13 protein-coding genes are annotated in these 14,749 nt (G+C 70.1%); 3 read left to right on the top strand and 10 right to left on the bottom strand.

The window, feature by feature from the left end; translation table 11 throughout:
• Positions 1-23: 23 nt before the first annotated feature.
• The 3 genes from AB0M73_RS26005 to AB0M73_RS25995 all read left to right on the top strand — a co-directional run bounded on the left by AB0M73_RS26005 (position 24) and on the right by AB0M73_RS25995 (position 2,312).
• A complete protein-coding gene (locus tag AB0M73_RS26005) occupies positions 24-845 on the top strand; it encodes an NAD(P)H-binding protein (protein ID WP_363895178.1) in 822 nt (273 codons plus the stop codon).
• The gene (locus AB0M73_RS26000) at positions 842-1,765 is read left to right on the top strand and encodes an MBL fold metallo-hydrolase (protein ID WP_363895175.1); all 924 of its coding nucleotides are present in this window, start codon (positions 842-844) and stop codon (positions 1,763-1,765) included. The genes AB0M73_RS26005 and AB0M73_RS26000 overlap by 4 nt, the downstream gene beginning before the upstream one ends.
• A 184-nt stretch (positions 1,766-1,949) precedes the next feature.
• A complete protein-coding gene (locus AB0M73_RS25995; protein WP_363895172.1) occupies positions 1,950-2,312 on the top strand; it encodes a hypothetical protein in 363 nt (120 codons plus the stop codon).
• A gap of 53 nt (positions 2,313-2,365) precedes the next feature.
• Here AB0M73_RS25995 and mmsB read toward each other — a convergent pair whose 3' ends face one another.
• From mmsB to AB0M73_RS25945, 10 genes are read right to left on the bottom strand one after another with little or no spacing between them, the layout of a single operon-like run.
• Positions 2,366-3,607: a multiple monosaccharide ABC transporter permease gene (mmsB, locus tag AB0M73_RS25990; RefSeq protein ID WP_084578764.1), complete on the bottom strand. Its 1,242-nt coding sequence runs from the start codon at positions 3,605-3,607 to the stop codon at positions 2,366-2,368.
• Complete coding sequence (mmsA, locus tag AB0M73_RS25985) at positions 3,604-5,142, bottom strand: multiple monosaccharide ABC transporter ATP-binding protein (RefSeq protein WP_363895169.1); 1,539 nt, start codon at positions 5,140-5,142, stop codon at positions 3,604-3,606. Before mmsA ends, mmsB begins: the two co-directional genes overlap by 4 nt.
• 5 nt (positions 5,143-5,147) lie before the next feature.
• The gene (gene chvE / locus AB0M73_RS25980; protein WP_363895166.1) at positions 5,148-6,278 is read right to left on the bottom strand and encodes a multiple monosaccharide ABC transporter substrate-binding protein; all 1,131 of its coding nucleotides are present in this window, start codon (positions 6,276-6,278) and stop codon (positions 5,148-5,150) included.
• A gap of 26 nt (positions 6,279-6,304) precedes the next feature.
• Complete coding sequence (gene araA / locus AB0M73_RS25975; RefSeq protein ID WP_363895163.1) at positions 6,305-7,807, bottom strand: L-arabinose isomerase; 1,503 nt, start codon at positions 7,805-7,807, stop codon at positions 6,305-6,307.
• Positions 7,808-7,827: 20 nt separating this feature from the next.
• The gene (locus tag AB0M73_RS25970; RefSeq protein WP_363895160.1) at positions 7,828-8,508 is read right to left on the bottom strand and encodes an L-ribulose-5-phosphate 4-epimerase; all 681 of its coding nucleotides are present in this window, start codon (positions 8,506-8,508) and stop codon (positions 7,828-7,830) included.
• Positions 8,505-10,175: a ribulokinase gene (araB, locus tag AB0M73_RS25965; RefSeq protein ID WP_363895382.1), complete on the bottom strand. Its 1,671-nt coding sequence runs from the start codon at positions 10,173-10,175 to the stop codon at positions 8,505-8,507. Before araB ends, AB0M73_RS25970 begins: the two co-directional genes overlap by 4 nt.
• A gap of 38 nt (positions 10,176-10,213) precedes the next feature.
• Positions 10,214-11,197, bottom strand: coding sequence for a galactofuranose ABC transporter, permease protein YjfF (yjfF, locus tag AB0M73_RS25960; protein ID WP_363895157.1), 984 nt, complete (start codon positions 11,195-11,197; stop codon positions 10,214-10,216).
• A complete protein-coding gene (locus AB0M73_RS25955) occupies positions 11,194-12,213 on the bottom strand; it encodes an ABC transporter permease (protein ID WP_363895154.1) in 1,020 nt (339 codons plus the stop codon). The genes yjfF and AB0M73_RS25955 overlap by 4 nt, the downstream gene beginning before the upstream one ends.
• Complete coding sequence (locus AB0M73_RS25950; protein ID WP_363895151.1) at positions 12,210-13,715, bottom strand: sugar ABC transporter ATP-binding protein; 1,506 nt, start codon at positions 13,713-13,715, stop codon at positions 12,210-12,212. The genes AB0M73_RS25955 and AB0M73_RS25950 overlap by 4 nt, the downstream gene beginning before the upstream one ends.
• A gap of 40 nt (positions 13,716-13,755) precedes the next feature.
• Positions 13,756-14,682 (bottom strand): ABC transporter substrate-binding protein, encoded by a 927-nt coding sequence (locus AB0M73_RS25945; RefSeq protein WP_198047710.1) that lies wholly within the window; start codon positions 14,680-14,682, stop codon positions 13,756-13,758.
• Positions 14,683-14,749: the final 67 nt, after the last annotated feature.

Raw genomic sequence — 14,749 nt, 5'->3', positions numbered from 1 at the left:
TGCCCGGGGCTAGCATGGACCGCATGATCGTTGTGGCCGGGGGGACCGGCAACGTGGGCCGAGAAGTAGTTCGCCAACTGGTCGAAGTGGGCGAAGCCGTGACCGCTCTGACGCGGGATCCGGCGAAGGCAAGGGTTCCTGTCGGCGCCACGGCGGTGGCCGCCGACCTGACAGAGCCGTCGACGCTGGGCCCGGCACTGACCGGCGCCAGCGCGGTGTTCCTGCTCAGCGGCTACTCGCCGGACATCTTCGCCGAGGCGGAGAAGGCCGGGGTGCGGCGGGTCGTGCTGCTGTCCGGCGGCTCGGCCGAGACCGGCGACCGCGGCAACGCCGTCGCGCGCTACATGATCGAGACCGAGGACGCGCTGCGGGCGTCCGGGCTGGCGTGGACGATGGTGCGGCCACGCATGTTCATGACCAACGCGTTCCAGTGGACGGCGCAGATCAAGGCCGGTGTGGTGCGCGCGCCGTGGTCGGACGTGCCGTCGGCGGTCATCGACCCGGCCGACATCGCGGCCGTCGCGGTAAAAGCGCTGGTGTCGGCCGAGCACGAGGGCCGCGAATACCCTGTCACAGGGCCGGAAGCGCTGCGGCCAGGCGATCGCGTGCGCATCCTCGGCCAGGCCCTGGGACGGGACCTGCGCTACGAGGCCCAGCCTGACGACGAGGCCCGGGCCGAGATGCTGCACCAGATGCCGGCCGAGTACGTCGACGCGTTCTTCGGCTTCTACTCCGACGGAATCCTCGACGAGGCAACGGTTTACCCGACGGTCACCGAGGTCACCGCCCGCCCGCCGCGCACGTTCGCGGACTGGGCCGTCGCCAATGCGGGGCGGTTCCAGTGAAAAAGCTGATCCTCGCGCTCGTTCTCCTGCTGCTGACCGCCACTCCCGCTTCGGCCCGGCCGTTCGACGTGGGCCGGGACGCGTCGCCGAATCCCGGTTCGGTCACCGTGCAGTGGATCTCCGCGCCGCTCGGTCTCATCGTGATCGACTCGGGCCGCACGCTGTCCGAGGCGTGCAAGATCGTCAAAGAACTGCGCGCCACCGGCCGTCCCGTGGCGGGGATCGTCATCACGCACGCGCACCCCGACCACGTCGGCGGGCTCGGCGTGCTGCACAAGGCATTCCCGAACGCGCCGATGTACGCGACGGCCGCGACCAGCACGGAGATCCGGACCGACTCGAAGGGCTTCTACGCGCTGACCCGGCAGATCGACGGGGCCGACTACCCCGCCGTGATGACCGTGCCGGACCACGTGATCACGCCGAACCAGCCGATCACCATCGGCGGCCTGCGGCTGGAGACCGCCGAGTTCGGCCCCGGCGAGACCGATGCCGCGACCGCGTTCTACGAACCGTTGAGCCACAAGCTCTTCCCCGGCGACGTCGTGTCGAACCACATGACCCCGGCGCTGCTGGAAGAGCACAGCTGCGGCTGGCTGGCGGACCTCGACCGGCTGCGAGCCCGTTTCCCGTACGCCCGGACGCTGTATCCGGGGCACGGCGCACCGGGGTCGCCGAGCCTGATTGCCAAGCAGGCTCAGTACATCCGCGACTTCCGGGCCTTCGTGGCGCCGGCGGCCACGGCCGACTCCCCCGGCGGCGCGACGGTCACGCCCGAGGAGTTGGTGTCCGTGAAGGCCGAGATCGACAACCGGTACCCGAACTACCCGAACGTCGCCTCACTGCCGACCCTGATGGACGTCAACATCGCCGCCGTCGCCCACGAGCTCGCGACCGCCCCGGCTTGTCCGGCCGGCTGACCCGGCCTCTTCGCGCTGGAACACGGCCTCACCGGCGCCTTCCCGGCCTGACGCCCGCCGAAGATGGGGCGAGCGCCCCATGCGCCCGGCCCCGGGAACGAGCGAGTCTCGTAGCCGACGGAAAACCAACTGGAGGAGACGCACCTCGGCGTTCCTCGTTCGGCTACCGAAAGGAACCATCGCCATGACCACTCAAGGCGAACTGTTCGCGCGGGCCATCGCCGCGCGCGACGCCGGCGCCCTGCGCGCCGTGCTGGCCGACTCCGTGGCGTTCGAGGCGCTCACCCCGGGGCGGCACTGGACGTCCACCGACGCCGACGAGGTGGTCGACAAGATCATCCTCGGCCCCTGGTTCGGCACCCACCAGGGCGACATCGAGCTGCGCGCGGTCAACACAGGCCAGGTCGGCGACTGCCACGAGGTCGGCTACCGGTTCCACGTGCGCAGCGCCGACGCCGACCGCATGGTCGAGCAGCAGGCCTACTACACCGCGCGGGACGACCGGATCGACACCATCCGCATCGTCTGCTCGGGGTACCAGGGTTAGGCGCTGACAGAAAGCCGGGGCCGGCCGGCGAAGGCCGGTCCCGGCTCCGTCTCTCAGCGGGCCGCGGCGCCGCGGCGTTTGGTCCAGATGTCGTAGGCCACCGCGGCGAGCAGCACCAGGCCTTTCACCAGCATCACCTGCTCGCTCGGCGCGCCGATCAGCGACATGCCGTTGTTGATGACAGCCATGATCAGGCCGCCGGTGATCGCGCCGACCACCTTGCCCACACCGCCCTGGACGGCGGCGCCGCCGATGAAGGCGGCGGCGATGGCGTCCAGCTCGAACGAAGTGCCCGCGGTCGGACCGGCCTGGTTGAGCCGGCCGGCGAAGATCACGCCGGCCAGCGCGGACAGCACGCCCATGTTGACGAAGATCCAGAACACCACGGACTTGACCTTGACGCCGGACAGCGTCGCGGCCTGGAGGTTGCCGCCGATGGCGTAGATACGGCGGCCGAACACCGCGCGCGTGGTCAGCGCCGAGTAGAACAGCACGAGCGCGGCCAGCAGCACCAGCACCCAGGGAATGTTCTTGAACCGCGCCAACTGCACGACAACGGCGAGGACCACCACACCGGCGCCACCGGTCTTGAGCAGGAACACCGGCAGCGGATCGACCGCTTGCAGGTACTGGAGCCGCCCCCGGCGGGCCCGCCACTGCGACACCGCGATCCCGGCCACGACCAGCACGCCCACCAGCAGACTCACCAGGTCGGCCCCGCCCAGCGGACCGAGGCCGATGTTGCCCAGGTAGCCGTCGGTGAAGCCGTTGGACAGCGTGCGGATCGGGTCCGGGAACGGGCCGATGCCCTGGTTTCCCAGCACGGTCAGGGTCAGCGCACGGAAGACCAGCATGCCGGCCAGCGTCACGATGAACGCCGGGATGCCGAAGTACGCGACCCAGTAGCCCTGCCACGCGCCGATCAGCCCACCGACCACCAGCGTGATCAGCAGCGCCGGCAACCACGGGATGTCCAGGTTGACCATCAGCACCGCCGACACCGCGCCGGTCACGGCGACCACCGAGCCCGCGGACAGATCGATGTGGCCGGCGATGATGATCAGGATCATGCCGATGGCCAGGATCAGCACGTACGAGTTCTGCACGATGATGTTGGAGATGTTCTCCGGCTGCAGCATCGTGCCGCCGGTCAGCACCGAGAACAGCACGACGATCAGCGCGAACGCCACGTAGATGCCGCTCTGCCTCGGGTTGAACGAGAACCGGCGCGGCTCGCGGGGCCGCGGCAGCGTGCCGGAGATCTGCTCGGTGGCCGGGGACGCGGTGCCGCTCATGGGTTCTGCTCCTGGTTCCTGGTCATGTGCCGCATCAGCCGCTCCTGGGTGGCCTGCTCCCGGCTCACCTCGCCGGTGATCCGGCCGGCGGCCAGCGTGTAGATCCGGTCGCACAGGCCGAGCAGCTCGGGCAGCTCCGAGGAGATGACCAGCACGGCCTTGCCCTCGTCGGCCAGCCGGTTGATGATCGAGTAGATCTCGTACTTGGCGCCGACGTCGATGCCGCGGGTCGGCTCGTCGAGGATCAGCACGTCCGGATCCGTGAAGATCCACTTGGACAGCACGACCTTCTGCTGGTTGCCGCCGGACAGGGTGCCCGTCACGGTGTTCACGGTGGGCACCTTGATGTTCATGCTGGCGCGGAACCGGCCGGCGACCCGGTGTTCCTCGTTCTCGTTGACCCAGCCGCGGCGGGCCAGCCGGGACAGGCCCACCGCGGAGATGTTGCGCTTGACGTCCTCGATGAGGTTGAGCCCGTAGCGCTTGCGGTCCTCCGTCACGTAGGCGATGCCGTTGGCGATCGCCTCCCGCACCGAGCGGACCTCGATCGGCCGGCCGTCCTTGACCAGGCGGCCGGAGATGTCCCGGCCGTAGGACCGGCCGAACACGCTCATGGCCAGCTCCGTGCGGCCGGCGCCCATCAGCCCGGCCAGGCCCACGATCTCCCCGCGCCGCAACACGAGATTGGCCCGGTCCACCACCGCGTGGTCGGGCCGGGACGGGCTGTGCACCGTCCAGTCCTCGATACGCAGCGCCTCCGCGCCGATCTTCGGCTCGTGGGGCGGGAAACGGTGCTCCAGGTCCCGGCCGACCATGCCGGCGATGATCCGGTCCTCGGTCACGGCGTCGGCGGCCACGTCCAGCGTCTCGATGGTCCGGCCGTCGCGCAGGACGGTGATCGAATCCGCGATCGCCATGATCTCGTTGAGCTTGTGCGAGACGATCACCGAGGTCACCCCGTCCGCGCGCAGGCCACGCAGCAGATCCAGCAGGTGCGCGGAGTCGTCGGCGCCCAGCGCTGCCGTCGGCTCGTCCAGGATCAGCAGTCTGACCTTTTTGGACAGTGCCTTGGCGATCTCCACCAGCTGCTGCTTGCCGACGCCCAGCTCGCCGACCGGCGTCACCGCCGACTCCCGCAGCCCCACCCGGTCCAGCAGCTCGCCGGCCCGCTGGTTGGTGCGGTTCCAGTCGATCAGCCCGCCGGACGTCTGCTCGTTGCCGAGGAAGATGTTCTCCGCGACCGACAGTTGCGGGCACAGCGCCAGCTCCTGGTGGATGATCACGATGCCGCGGCGCTCGCTGTCGCGGATCCCGCCGAACTCGCAGCGCTGCCCGTCGAAGGTGATCTCGCCGTCGTACGAGCCGTGCGGGTACACGCCGGACAGGACCTTCATCAGGGTGGACTTGCCGGCGCCGTTCTCACCGCAGATCGCGTGGATCTCCCCGTGGCGCACGGACAGGCTCACGTCGGCCAGCGCGCGCACGCCCGGGAACGACTTGCCGATCCCGGCCATGGTCAGGATGAACTCGGTCATGGCCGCTACTTCAGCTCGCCCGCGGTGTAGTAGCCGGAGTCCACCAGCTCCTTCTGGAAGTTGTCCTTGGTCACGATCACCGGCTGGAGCAGGAACGACGGCACGACCTTCTTGCCGTTGTCGTAATCCTTGGTGTTGTTGACCTGCGGCTTGGCCCCGGTCAGCACCGCCTGCGCCATGTCCACCGCGGTCTTGGCCAGCTGCCGGGTGTCCTTGAAGACGGTGGAGTACTGCTCGCCGGCGACGATGGACTTCACCGACGCGACCTCGGCGTCCTGGCCGGTGACGACCGGGTAGGGCTGGCCCGCGGTGCCGTAGCCGTTGCTCTTCAACGCGGACAGGATGCCGATGGACAGCCCGTCGTAGGGCGAGAGCACGCCGGCCACCTTCGCGCCGCCGTTGTAGGTCTTGGTGAGCAGGTCCTCCATGCGCTTCTGCGCGGTGGCCGGATCCCAGCGCAGGATCGCACAGGTGGCGAAGTCGGTCTGGCCGCTGCGGACCACCAGCGTGCCCTTGTCCAGGTACGGCTTGAGCACGGACATCGCGCCGTTGAAGAAGAAGGTGGCGTTGTTGTCGTCCGGGGAGCCGGCGAACAGCTCGATGTCAAGCGGGCCCTTGACGCTCGGGTCGTCCGAGCCGTCGGCCTTCTTGACCTTCAGGCCGGTCAGCAGCGAGGTGGCCTGCTCGACGCCGACCTTGAAGTTGTCGAAGGTGGCGTAGTAGTCCACAGTGGACGTGTTGCGGATCAGGCGGTCGTAGGCGATGACCGGGATGTGCCGGTCGGCGGCGTCCTGCAGCTGCGTGGTCAGGGCGGTGCCGTCGATCGAGGCGACGATCAACGCCTTGGCGCCCTTGGTGATCTGGTTCTCGATCTGGTTGGCCTGGGTCGGGATGTCGTTCTCGGCGTACTGGAGGTCGACCTTGTAGCCCAGCTTCTCCAGCGAGCTGCGGATGTTGTCGCCGTCGTGGATCCAGCGCTCGGAGGACTTGGTCGGCATGGTCACGCCGACCAGCGCGCCGGCATTGGACCCGGCGGCCGGGGCCTGGTCGACGGTCTTGACCGCCGAGCCGCACGCGGTCAGTGCGGCGCCGAGGGAGAGGGCGACGCCGGCCGTCGCCCAACGTGCGAACTTCATGAGCACTCCTGTCAGTGTGCGAGCGGTCAGAATCCCTGGGCCAGCCGGTAGTAGGCCTGGTTCCAGCGGATGCGGTCGCCGAAGTCGGCGCCGTCGGTGTTCTTGTCGATCACCAGCAGTTCGGTGTTGAGCATGTGCGCGAAGTCCCGCAGCGCCTCCGCGCCGACGGCCTGCGTGAGCACCGTGTGGTGCGGGCCGCCGGCCGTCAGCCAGGACTCGGCGGACTCCGCGAGCGAGGGCGAGGGCCGCCACACCGCGCGGGCCACCGGCAGGCTCGGCAGCGGCTCGTCGGGCGGCACCACCTCGACCTCGTTGGCCACGAACCGAAAGCGGTCGCCCAGGTCGACGAGGCCGATCACCACGGCCGGGCCGGTCGCCGCGTCGAACACCAGCCGCACGGGATCCTCCCGGCCGCCGATGCCCAGCGGGTGGATCTCGCAGGACGGCCGCGCGGCGGCGATGCTCGGGCAGACCTCCAGCATGTGCGCGCCGAGGATCTTCGGCTCCCCCGGCCCGAAGTGGTACGTGTAGTCCTCCATGAAGGACGAGCCGAGCCCGGTCCCCCGGCCCATCGCCTTGACCGCGGCCAGCAGCGTCGCGGTCTTCCAGTCGCCCTCGCCGCCGAAGCCGTAGCCGTCGGCCATCAGGCGCTGCACGGCGATGCCCGGCAGCTGGCGCAGCCCGCCGAGGTCCTCGAAGTTGGTGGTGAAGGCGCCGAAGCCGCCCTCGGTCAGGAACTGCCGCAGCCCGACCTCGATCTTGGCGGCGTACCGCAGGGACTCGTGCCGGTCGCCGCCCGGCGCCAATTCGGGACGCAGCGCATAGGAGGCAACGTAATCGGCCACCACCTCGTCCACGGCGTTGTCCGCCGCCGCGTCCACGGAGGACACCAGGTCGTTGACGCCGTAGGTGTTGACCGAGACGCCGAAGCGCAGCTCGGCCTCCACCTTGTCGCCCTCGGTCACGGCGACGTCGCGCATGTTGTCGCCGAACCGGGCCAGCCGCAACGTCCTCATCCGGGCCAGGCCGATCGCCGCACGGGTCCAGTCCTCGACCCGGCCGAGCAGCCGGGCGTCGGAGGCGTGCCCGGCCACGGTCTTGCGGGCCACACCGAGCCTGGTCTGCACGAAGCCGAACTCCCGGTCGCCGTGCGCGGCCTGGTTGAGGTTCATGAAGTCCATGTCGATGCTCGCCCACGGCAGCGACCGGTGCAGCTGCGTGTGCAGGTGCAGCAACGGCTTGCGCAGCGCGTCGAGCCCGGTGATCCACATCTTGGCCGGGGAGAAGGTGTGCATCCACGCGATCACGCCGACGCAGTCCGGGTCCCCGTTGGCCGCCAGCATGACCCGGCGGATGGCGGCCGCGTCGGTGAGCACCGGCTGGCCGACGATCTCCGCCGGGATGCGGCCGGACGCGGTGAGCAGCTGCTGCACCTGCTCGGACTGGGCGGCGACCTGGCGCAGCGTGTCCTCGCCGTACAGGTGCTGGCTGCCGGTGAGGAACCACAGCTTCGGCTTGCTGGCGCTCATGGCTGGAATCTCCTGTGAGGTCAACGCTGTCCGTAGACGTTCTGGTAGCGGTGGTGCAGGCGGTCGATGTCCTCGCGGTCCAGCGCGAGGACATCGCCGAGCTGGTGTGCGATGTGGACGGTCCGGGCCACGTCCTCGACCAGCACCGCGGCCTTGACCGCCGCGCGGGCGTCCTTGCCGACGGTGAACGGCCCGTGGTTGCGCATGAGCACCGCCGGCGAACGGCTGGCCCGCAGCGTGTCCACGATGCCCCGGCCGATGGAGTCGTCGCCGATCAGCGCGAACGGGCCGACCGGGATGTCGCCGCCGAACTCGTCGGCGATCATCGTGAGCACGCAGGGAATCGGCACGCCCCGCGCCGCCCATGCCGTGGCGTACGTGGAGTGCGTGTGCACCACCCCGCCGACTTCCGGCATGTGCCGGTAGACGTAGGCGTGCGCCGCGGTGTCCGAGGACGGCGCCAGGTCCCCCTCGACCAGCTCGCCCGACAGGTCGGTGACGACCATCGTGTGCTCGCCGAGCTCGTCGTAGGACACCCCGGACGGCTTGATCACCATGAGGTCCCGGTCGGGCACACGCGCGGACACGTTGCCGGCGGTCCAGCTGACCAGGCCGTTGCGGGTGAGCTCGCCGTGCAGTTCGGCGACCGTGCGGCGCAGACGGGCGATGGTCTCGCGCACATCGGCGCGGGCAGACGTCACTGGTCTCGTCCTTTCCTGGCGTCCCGCCGGCGACGCCTGAGCCGGCGCATGACCTCGTTGGCCCCACGGCCGAAGTGGTCGTGCAGGGTCAGGTACTCGGCGAAGAGCTCCTCGTAGGCGGGCACGTTCTCCGGGATCGGCCGGTACACGTCGCGCTCGACCGAGCCCATGGCGGCGGCGGCCGCGCGGATGTCCGGGTACGCCCCGGCGGCGACGGCGGCGTGGATCGCCGACCCCAGCGCGGGCCCGTTCTCCGACGCGATCACCGACAGCGGCATGTCCAGCACGTCGGCGTAGATCTGCATCAGCAGCGGGTTGCGGAGCAGGCCGCCCGCCACGACGAACTCCGTCACCGGCACCTGGGCGTCGATGAACGCGTCGACGATGACCCGGGTGCCGAAGGCGGTCGCCTCCAGCAGCGCGCGGTAGGTGTCCTCGGCGCGGGTCGCGAGCGTCTGCCCGACGATCAGGCCGGACAGCTCGTGGTCGACCAGCACCGAGCGGTTGCCGCTGTGCCAGTCGAGCGCCACCAGCCCGTGCTCGCCGACCTCCTGCTGGGCGGCCAGACCCGTGAGCAGTTGGTGCACGGAGAGGCCGAGCTCACGGGCCTTGTCGTGGTAGGCCGGCGGAACGCCGTGCTCGACGAACCAGCCGAAGATGTCGCCGACGCCGCTCTGCCCGGCCTCGTAGCCCCACAGACCGGGCACGATGCCGCCCTCGACGACTCCGCACATGCCGGGCACCGCACGCAGTTCGGCGCCGTTCATCACGTGGCAGGTGGAGGTGCCCATGATCGCCACCAGCTGCCCGGGCTCCACGGCCTGCGCGGCGGGCGCGGTCACGTGGGCGTCGACATTGCCGACAGCGACCGCGATGCCCGGCGGCAGCCCGGTCCACGCGGCGGCCTGTGCCGTGAGCCGGCCGGCCACGTCGCCCAACTGCCCCAGCGGATGCGCCAGCTTGTCGGTGACGAAGCGTTCGAAGCCGGGGTTGAGCTCGCGCAGGTAGTCGGCGCTCGGGTAGGCGCCGTCCTGGTGGATTCCCTTGTAACCGGCGGTGCAGGCGTTGCGGACGTAGTTTCCGGTGAGCTGCCAGACGATCCAGTCGGCGGCCTCGACGAACCGCGCCATCGCGGCGTAGACCTCGGGGGCCTCCTCCAGTATCTGCAGGCCCTTGGCGAATTCCCACTCCGAGGAGATCAGGCCGCCGTAGCGGGGCAGCCACTTCTCGCCGCGGCTGCGGGCCAGGTCCGTGATGCGGTCGGCCTGGCCCTGCGCGGCGTGGTGCTTCCACAGCTTGACGTAGGCGTGCGGCTCGGTCCGGAACTCGGCCAACTCGCACAGCGGAGTTCCGTCCTCCGTCACCGGAATCATGGTGCAGGCGGTGAAGTCGGTGCCGATGCCGATCACGTTGTCGCCGGACACGCCGGCGGCCCGGAGTGCGTTCGGCACCGCGTCACGCAGCACGTCGACGTAGTCGGACGGCACCTGCAACGCCCAGTCCGGCGGCAGTGGCCGCCCGTGCAGCGTCTGCTCGATGACGGCGTGCGGGTACTCGAAGACCGCGCTGCCGAGCTCGGCGCCGTCCCGCACGCGCACGACCACGGCCCGGCCGGACAGCGTGCCGAAGTCCACGCCGACCACAAGCGGTTCCGTTAGCGCTAACATTCCGGCCACAGCGTTGTTTCCTCCCTCAGGTCGGCTGGTCAGCGGGTGCGGGCGAGCAGCCGCTGGAGCGCGATGAACACGAACAACAGCACGCCGATCACGATCCGGGTCCACCACGAGCTGAGCGTGCCGTCGAAGGTGATCAGGGTCTGGATGATGCCGAGCACCAGCACCCCCAGCACGGTTCCCAGCACGTAGCCGGAGCCGCCGGTGAGGATCGTGCCGCCGATGACCACCGCCGCGATGGCGTCCAGCTCCATGCCCACGCCGCCGAGCGGATCGGCCGACAGCGTGTAGAAGGCCATCAGCACGCCGCCGAGCGCCGAGCACAGGCCGCTGATCGTGTAGACGGCGACCTTGGTGCGGGCCACCTTCAGACCCATGAGCAGCGCCGACCGCTCGCCGCCGCCGACGGCGTGCACGGTGCGGCCGAAGCGGGTGAAGTGCAGGACGTACCCGGCGATCGCCACCACGACCAGCGCGATCACCACGCTCGGCGACACGTGCAGGCCGGCGCCGAGCGCGATCGGCGTCTGGGCCATGGTGGTGTACGTGTCGTCGGTGATCGTGACGGACTCGGTGCTGATCGTGTAGCACAGGCCCCGGGCCAGGAACATGCCGGCCAGCGTCACGATGAACGGCTGGATCTCGAAGTAGTGGATCACCAGCCCCATCAGGAAGCCGAGCAGCGCGCCCAGCGCCAGCACGGTCGGCGGCACCGCGTAGGCCGGCCATCCCTTGTGCTGCAACAGGTCGGCCGAGGCCATTGTGGACAGTGCCGCCACCGAGCCGACGGAAAGGTCGATGCCGCCGGTGAGGATCACGAACGTCGCCCCGACCGCGACCACCAGCAGGAAGGCGTGGTCGATGAAGATGTCCAGGACGACCTGGCCGGAACCGAAGGCCGGATACCGGACGGCGCCGAAGCCGTACGCGCCGACCAGCAGCGCCAGGGCGGCCAGCACCGGCAGATGACGCCGCTGCGGCCGGTAGGCCCGCAGGCGCACGGACACCGCGGTCATGACGCCACCTCCACCTGGTCGGATCGGGTCTGCACGGCCGTGGGTCGGGGGCGTCGTCGGCGTCCGGCCAGCTTGGCCCGGAAGGCCGGCGACTGCACCAGGCACACCACCGTGACCACGACCGCCTTGAACAGCAACGTTTCCTGGGACGGAATGCCCAGCGCGTACACGGTCGTCGTCAGCGTCTGGATGAGCAGCGCGCCGATCACCGTGCCGCCCAACGAGAACCGGCCGCCGGTCAGCTGCGTGCCGCCGATCACGACCGCCAGGATCGCGTCCAGCTCGATCCACAGCCCGGCGTTGTTGCCGTCGGCCCCGGTCACATTGGAGCTGATGATCAGCCCGGCGACGCCCGCGCACAAACCGCTGAACACGTAGCAGAGCCAGATCAGCCGGCCGGAGCGCAGCCCCGACAGGCGGCTCGCCTCCGGGTTGCCGCCGACCGACTCCAGCACCATGCCCAGCGCGGACCGCCGCACGATCAGCGAGGTCAGCGCGTAGACCGCCATCGCGATCAGGAAGGACAGCGGCAGGGTCAGCAGGTAGCCGCCGGCGATGGCCAGGAACGGCCCGTTCGTCACGGTGACGATCTGGCCCCCGGTGATCAGCTGCGCCAGCCCTCGGCCGGCCACCATGAGGATCAGTGTCGCCACGATCGGCTGGATCTTCAGACCCGCGACCAGCCAGCCGTTCCAGGCGCCCAGCACGAGGCACAGCCCGAGCGCGAGGGCCACCGAGACGACCACGTTGGCGCCGCCCAGCTGCACGCAGGCGACCGCGCCGCTGACCGCGACGACCGCGCCCACGGACAGGTCGATGCCCCGGGTCGCGATCACCAGGGTCATGCCCACCGCGATCAGGATCAGCGGCGAGCCGTTGCGCAGGATGTCGACGAGGTTTCCGTACAGGTGGCCGTCGCGGATCTCGACGGCGAAGAACCGCGGCGAGACCACGAGGTTGCCCAGCAGCAGCGCGATCAGCGCCGCCGAGGGCCAGAAGAGGCGATGCCCGGTCATGACCGGCCTCCGTCCGCGATGGTCGCCATGATGTGTTCGGACGTCAGGCCCTGGTTGGGCAGCTGGGCGACGACCCGGCGGTCCCGCAGGACCACCACGTGATGGCTCAACCGCAGCACTTCCTCGAGTTCGGCCGACACGAACAGCACCGCCGTGCCGTCCTCGGACAGGGTGGCCACCAGCCGCTGGATCTCGGCCTTGGCGCCGATGTCGATGCCGCGGGTGGGCTCGTCCAGGATCAGCAGCCGCGGCTTGGTGGCCAGCCAGCGGGCCAGCAGGACCTTCTGCTGGTTGCCGCCGGACAGCGTGCCCACCACGGCCTCGGGATCGGCCGGGCGGATGTCGAGGGCCTCGATGTACCGGGCCGCCAGCTCCAGCTGACGCCGTCGGGAGATCGGCCGCAGCCAGCCCCGGCCGGCCTGCATCGCCAGCGCGATGTTCTCGCGGATGGTGAGGTCGGCGATCAGGCCCTCGGTCTTGCGGTTCTCCGAGCAGAAGGCGATGTCGTGGCTCATCGCGGCCCGCGGCGACCGCAGCTGCACCCGCTCGCCGTCGATGTCCACGCTGCCGGCGTCCGCGTGGTCGGCGCCGAACAGCAGCCGGGCCAGCTCGGTCCGGCCGGATCCGAGCAGACCGGCCAGGCCGGTCACCTCGCCGCGCCGGATCGTCAACGAGAACGGCTCGATGCCGCCGGCCCGGGCCAGCCCGTCGGTGGCCAGCAGCACCGGGCCGTCCACTTCGGACTGCCGCGGCGCCTCGTCCAGCGCCGCCAGCTCCTTGCCGATCATCTCGGTCACCAGCTCGACCGGGGTGATCTCCGAGGTCAGGTGCTCGCCGACGAGCTTTCCGTTGCGCAGCACGGTCATCCGGTCGGCGATGGCGAACACCTGGTCGATGAAGTGGGACACGAACAGGATCGCCATGCCGTCCGCCCGCAGCGCCCGCAGCACGGTCATCAGCCGCTCCACCTCGCGCGCGTCGAGGCTGGAGGTCGGCTCGTCCAGCACCAGCACGCGGGCATCCACGTCCAGCGCCCGGGCGATCGCCACCATCTGCTGCACGGCGATCGACAGCGTGCCCAGCTCGACCGAGACGTCGAGATGCAGGTCGAGCCGGGCCAGCAGTTCCTCGGCCCGCGCCCGTGTCCGGGACCAGCGGATGCGGCCGAACCGGCGGGGTTCGCGGCCCAGCAGGATGTTCTCCGCGACCGACAGGTTCGGGCACAGGTTCACCTCCTGGTAGACCGTGCTGACGCCGGCGTTCTGGGCCTGGTCGGGGCCGCCGAAGGCGACCGCCGTCCCGGCCAGCTCGATCGAGCCCGCGTCCACTCCCTCGACCCCGGTCAGCACCTTGATCAGGGTCGACTTGCCGGCGCCGTTCTCGCCCATCAGGGCGTGCACCTCGCCGGGGAACAGGCGGAAGTCGACGTCGTCCAGGGCGGTGACACCGGGGAACCGCTTGCTGATGCCGGTCATCCGGACGATCTCTCGGGGTTGTTCCATCACATGGCCGTTCTCGCGGGAGGCGGACGCGGGAGGGGGCTCAGTACTGGCGGCTGGGCAGCGCGGCCTTGGCGGCGGCCTGGTCGAACGCGGTCTCCTTGGTCAGGATCCGGTTCGGCACGCTCTGCCCGGCGGCGACCTTCTTGACCAGGTCCATCAGCTGCGGGCCGAGCAGCGGGTTGCACTCGACGACGTAGTTGAACTTGCCGTCGGCCAGCGCCTGCAGGCCGTCATGGGTGCCGTCCACCGTGACGATCTTGATGTCCTTGCCCGGGGTGAGGCCGGCGGCCTTGATGGCGTCCAGCGCGCCGAGGCCCATGTCGTCGTTCTGCGCGAACAGCACGTCGATCTTGCTCTGCGACTTCAGGAACGACTCCATCACCTGCTTGCCCTGGGCCCGGGTGAAGTCGCCGTCCTGGGAGGCGACGACCTTGAACTTCGGGTCGGCCTTGATCACGTCGTTGAAGCCCTTGGACCGGTCGTTGGCCGGCGCCGAGCCGGTGGTGCCCTCCAGCACGGCGATGTTCACCGGGCCGGTGGCCGAGCCGTACTCCTTGGCCACCCAGTCGCCGGCCTCCTTGCCCTCGTTGACGAAGTCCGAGCCGAGGAAGCTCTTGTACAGCGTGGTGTCGGTGGAGTCGATCGCGCGGTCGGTGAGGATCACCGGGATGCCGGCGGTCTTGGCCTCCTTGAGCACCGTGTCCCAGCCGGTCTCCACCACCGGCGAGAACGCGATCACGCCGACGTGCTGCTGGATGTAGGACCGGATGGCCTGGATCTGGTTGGCCTGCTTCTGCTGCGCGTCGGAGAACTTCAGCGTGATGCCGGCGTCCTTGGCCGAGTCCTGGATGGACTTGGTGTTGGCCGTCCGCCAGCCGCTCTCCGCGCCGACCTGGGCGAAGCCCAGCGTCACCGCACCGCCACCGCCGCCGGCCGCGGTCGAGCCGCCGCCGCAGCCGGTCACCATGCTCAGGCCGAGCACGCCGGCCACGAGCAACGCCACTCTGGTACGCACCACGTTCACTCCTCAATCA

The organism is Kutzneria sp. NPDC051319, assembly GCF_040682195.1.
GTDB lineage: Bacteria > Actinomycetota > Actinomycetes > Mycobacteriales > Pseudonocardiaceae > Kutzneria.
This window is presented reverse-complemented; position numbering and strand designations above follow the sequence as displayed.

What these genes read in the sequence shown, in the direction of transcription:
- AB0M73_RS25955 (WP_363895154.1), bottom strand. Translation starts at nt 12,213, where the DNA reads ATGACCGGGCATCGCCTCTTCTGGCCCTCGGCGGCGCTGATCGCGCTG.
- yjfF (WP_363895157.1), bottom strand. Translation starts at nt 11,197, where the DNA reads ATGACCGCGGTGTCCGTGCGCCTGCGGGCCTACCGGCCGCAGCGGCGT.
- chvE (WP_363895166.1), bottom strand. Translation starts at nt 6,278, where the DNA reads ATGAAGTTCGCACGTTGGGCGACGGCCGGCGTCGCCCTCTCCCTCGGC.
- araB (WP_363895382.1), bottom strand. Translation starts at nt 10,175, where the DNA reads ATGTTAGCGCTAACGGAACCGCTTGTGGTCGGCGTGGACTTCGGCACG.
- AB0M73_RS25950 (WP_363895151.1), bottom strand. Translation starts at nt 13,715, where the DNA reads ATGGAACAACCCCGAGAGATCGTCCGGATGACCGGCATCAGCAAGCGG.
- AB0M73_RS26005 (WP_363895178.1), top strand. Translation starts at nt 24, where the DNA reads ATGATCGTTGTGGCCGGGGGGACCGGCAACGTGGGCCGAGAAGTAGTT.
- araA (WP_363895163.1), bottom strand. Translation starts at nt 7,807, where the DNA reads ATGAGCGCCAGCAAGCCGAAGCTGTGGTTCCTCACCGGCAGCCAGCAC.
- AB0M73_RS25995 (WP_363895172.1), top strand. Translation starts at nt 1,950, where the DNA reads ATGACCACTCAAGGCGAACTGTTCGCGCGGGCCATCGCCGCGCGCGAC.
- mmsA (WP_363895169.1), bottom strand. Translation starts at nt 5,142, where the DNA reads ATGACCGAGTTCATCCTGACCATGGCCGGGATCGGCAAGTCGTTCCCG.
- AB0M73_RS25945 (WP_198047710.1), bottom strand. Translation starts at nt 14,682, where the DNA reads ATGGTGACCGGCTGCGGCGGCGGCTCGACCGCGGCCGGCGGCGGTGGC.
- mmsB (WP_084578764.1), bottom strand. Translation starts at nt 3,607, where the DNA reads ATGAGCGGCACCGCGTCCCCGGCCACCGAGCAGATCTCCGGCACGCTG.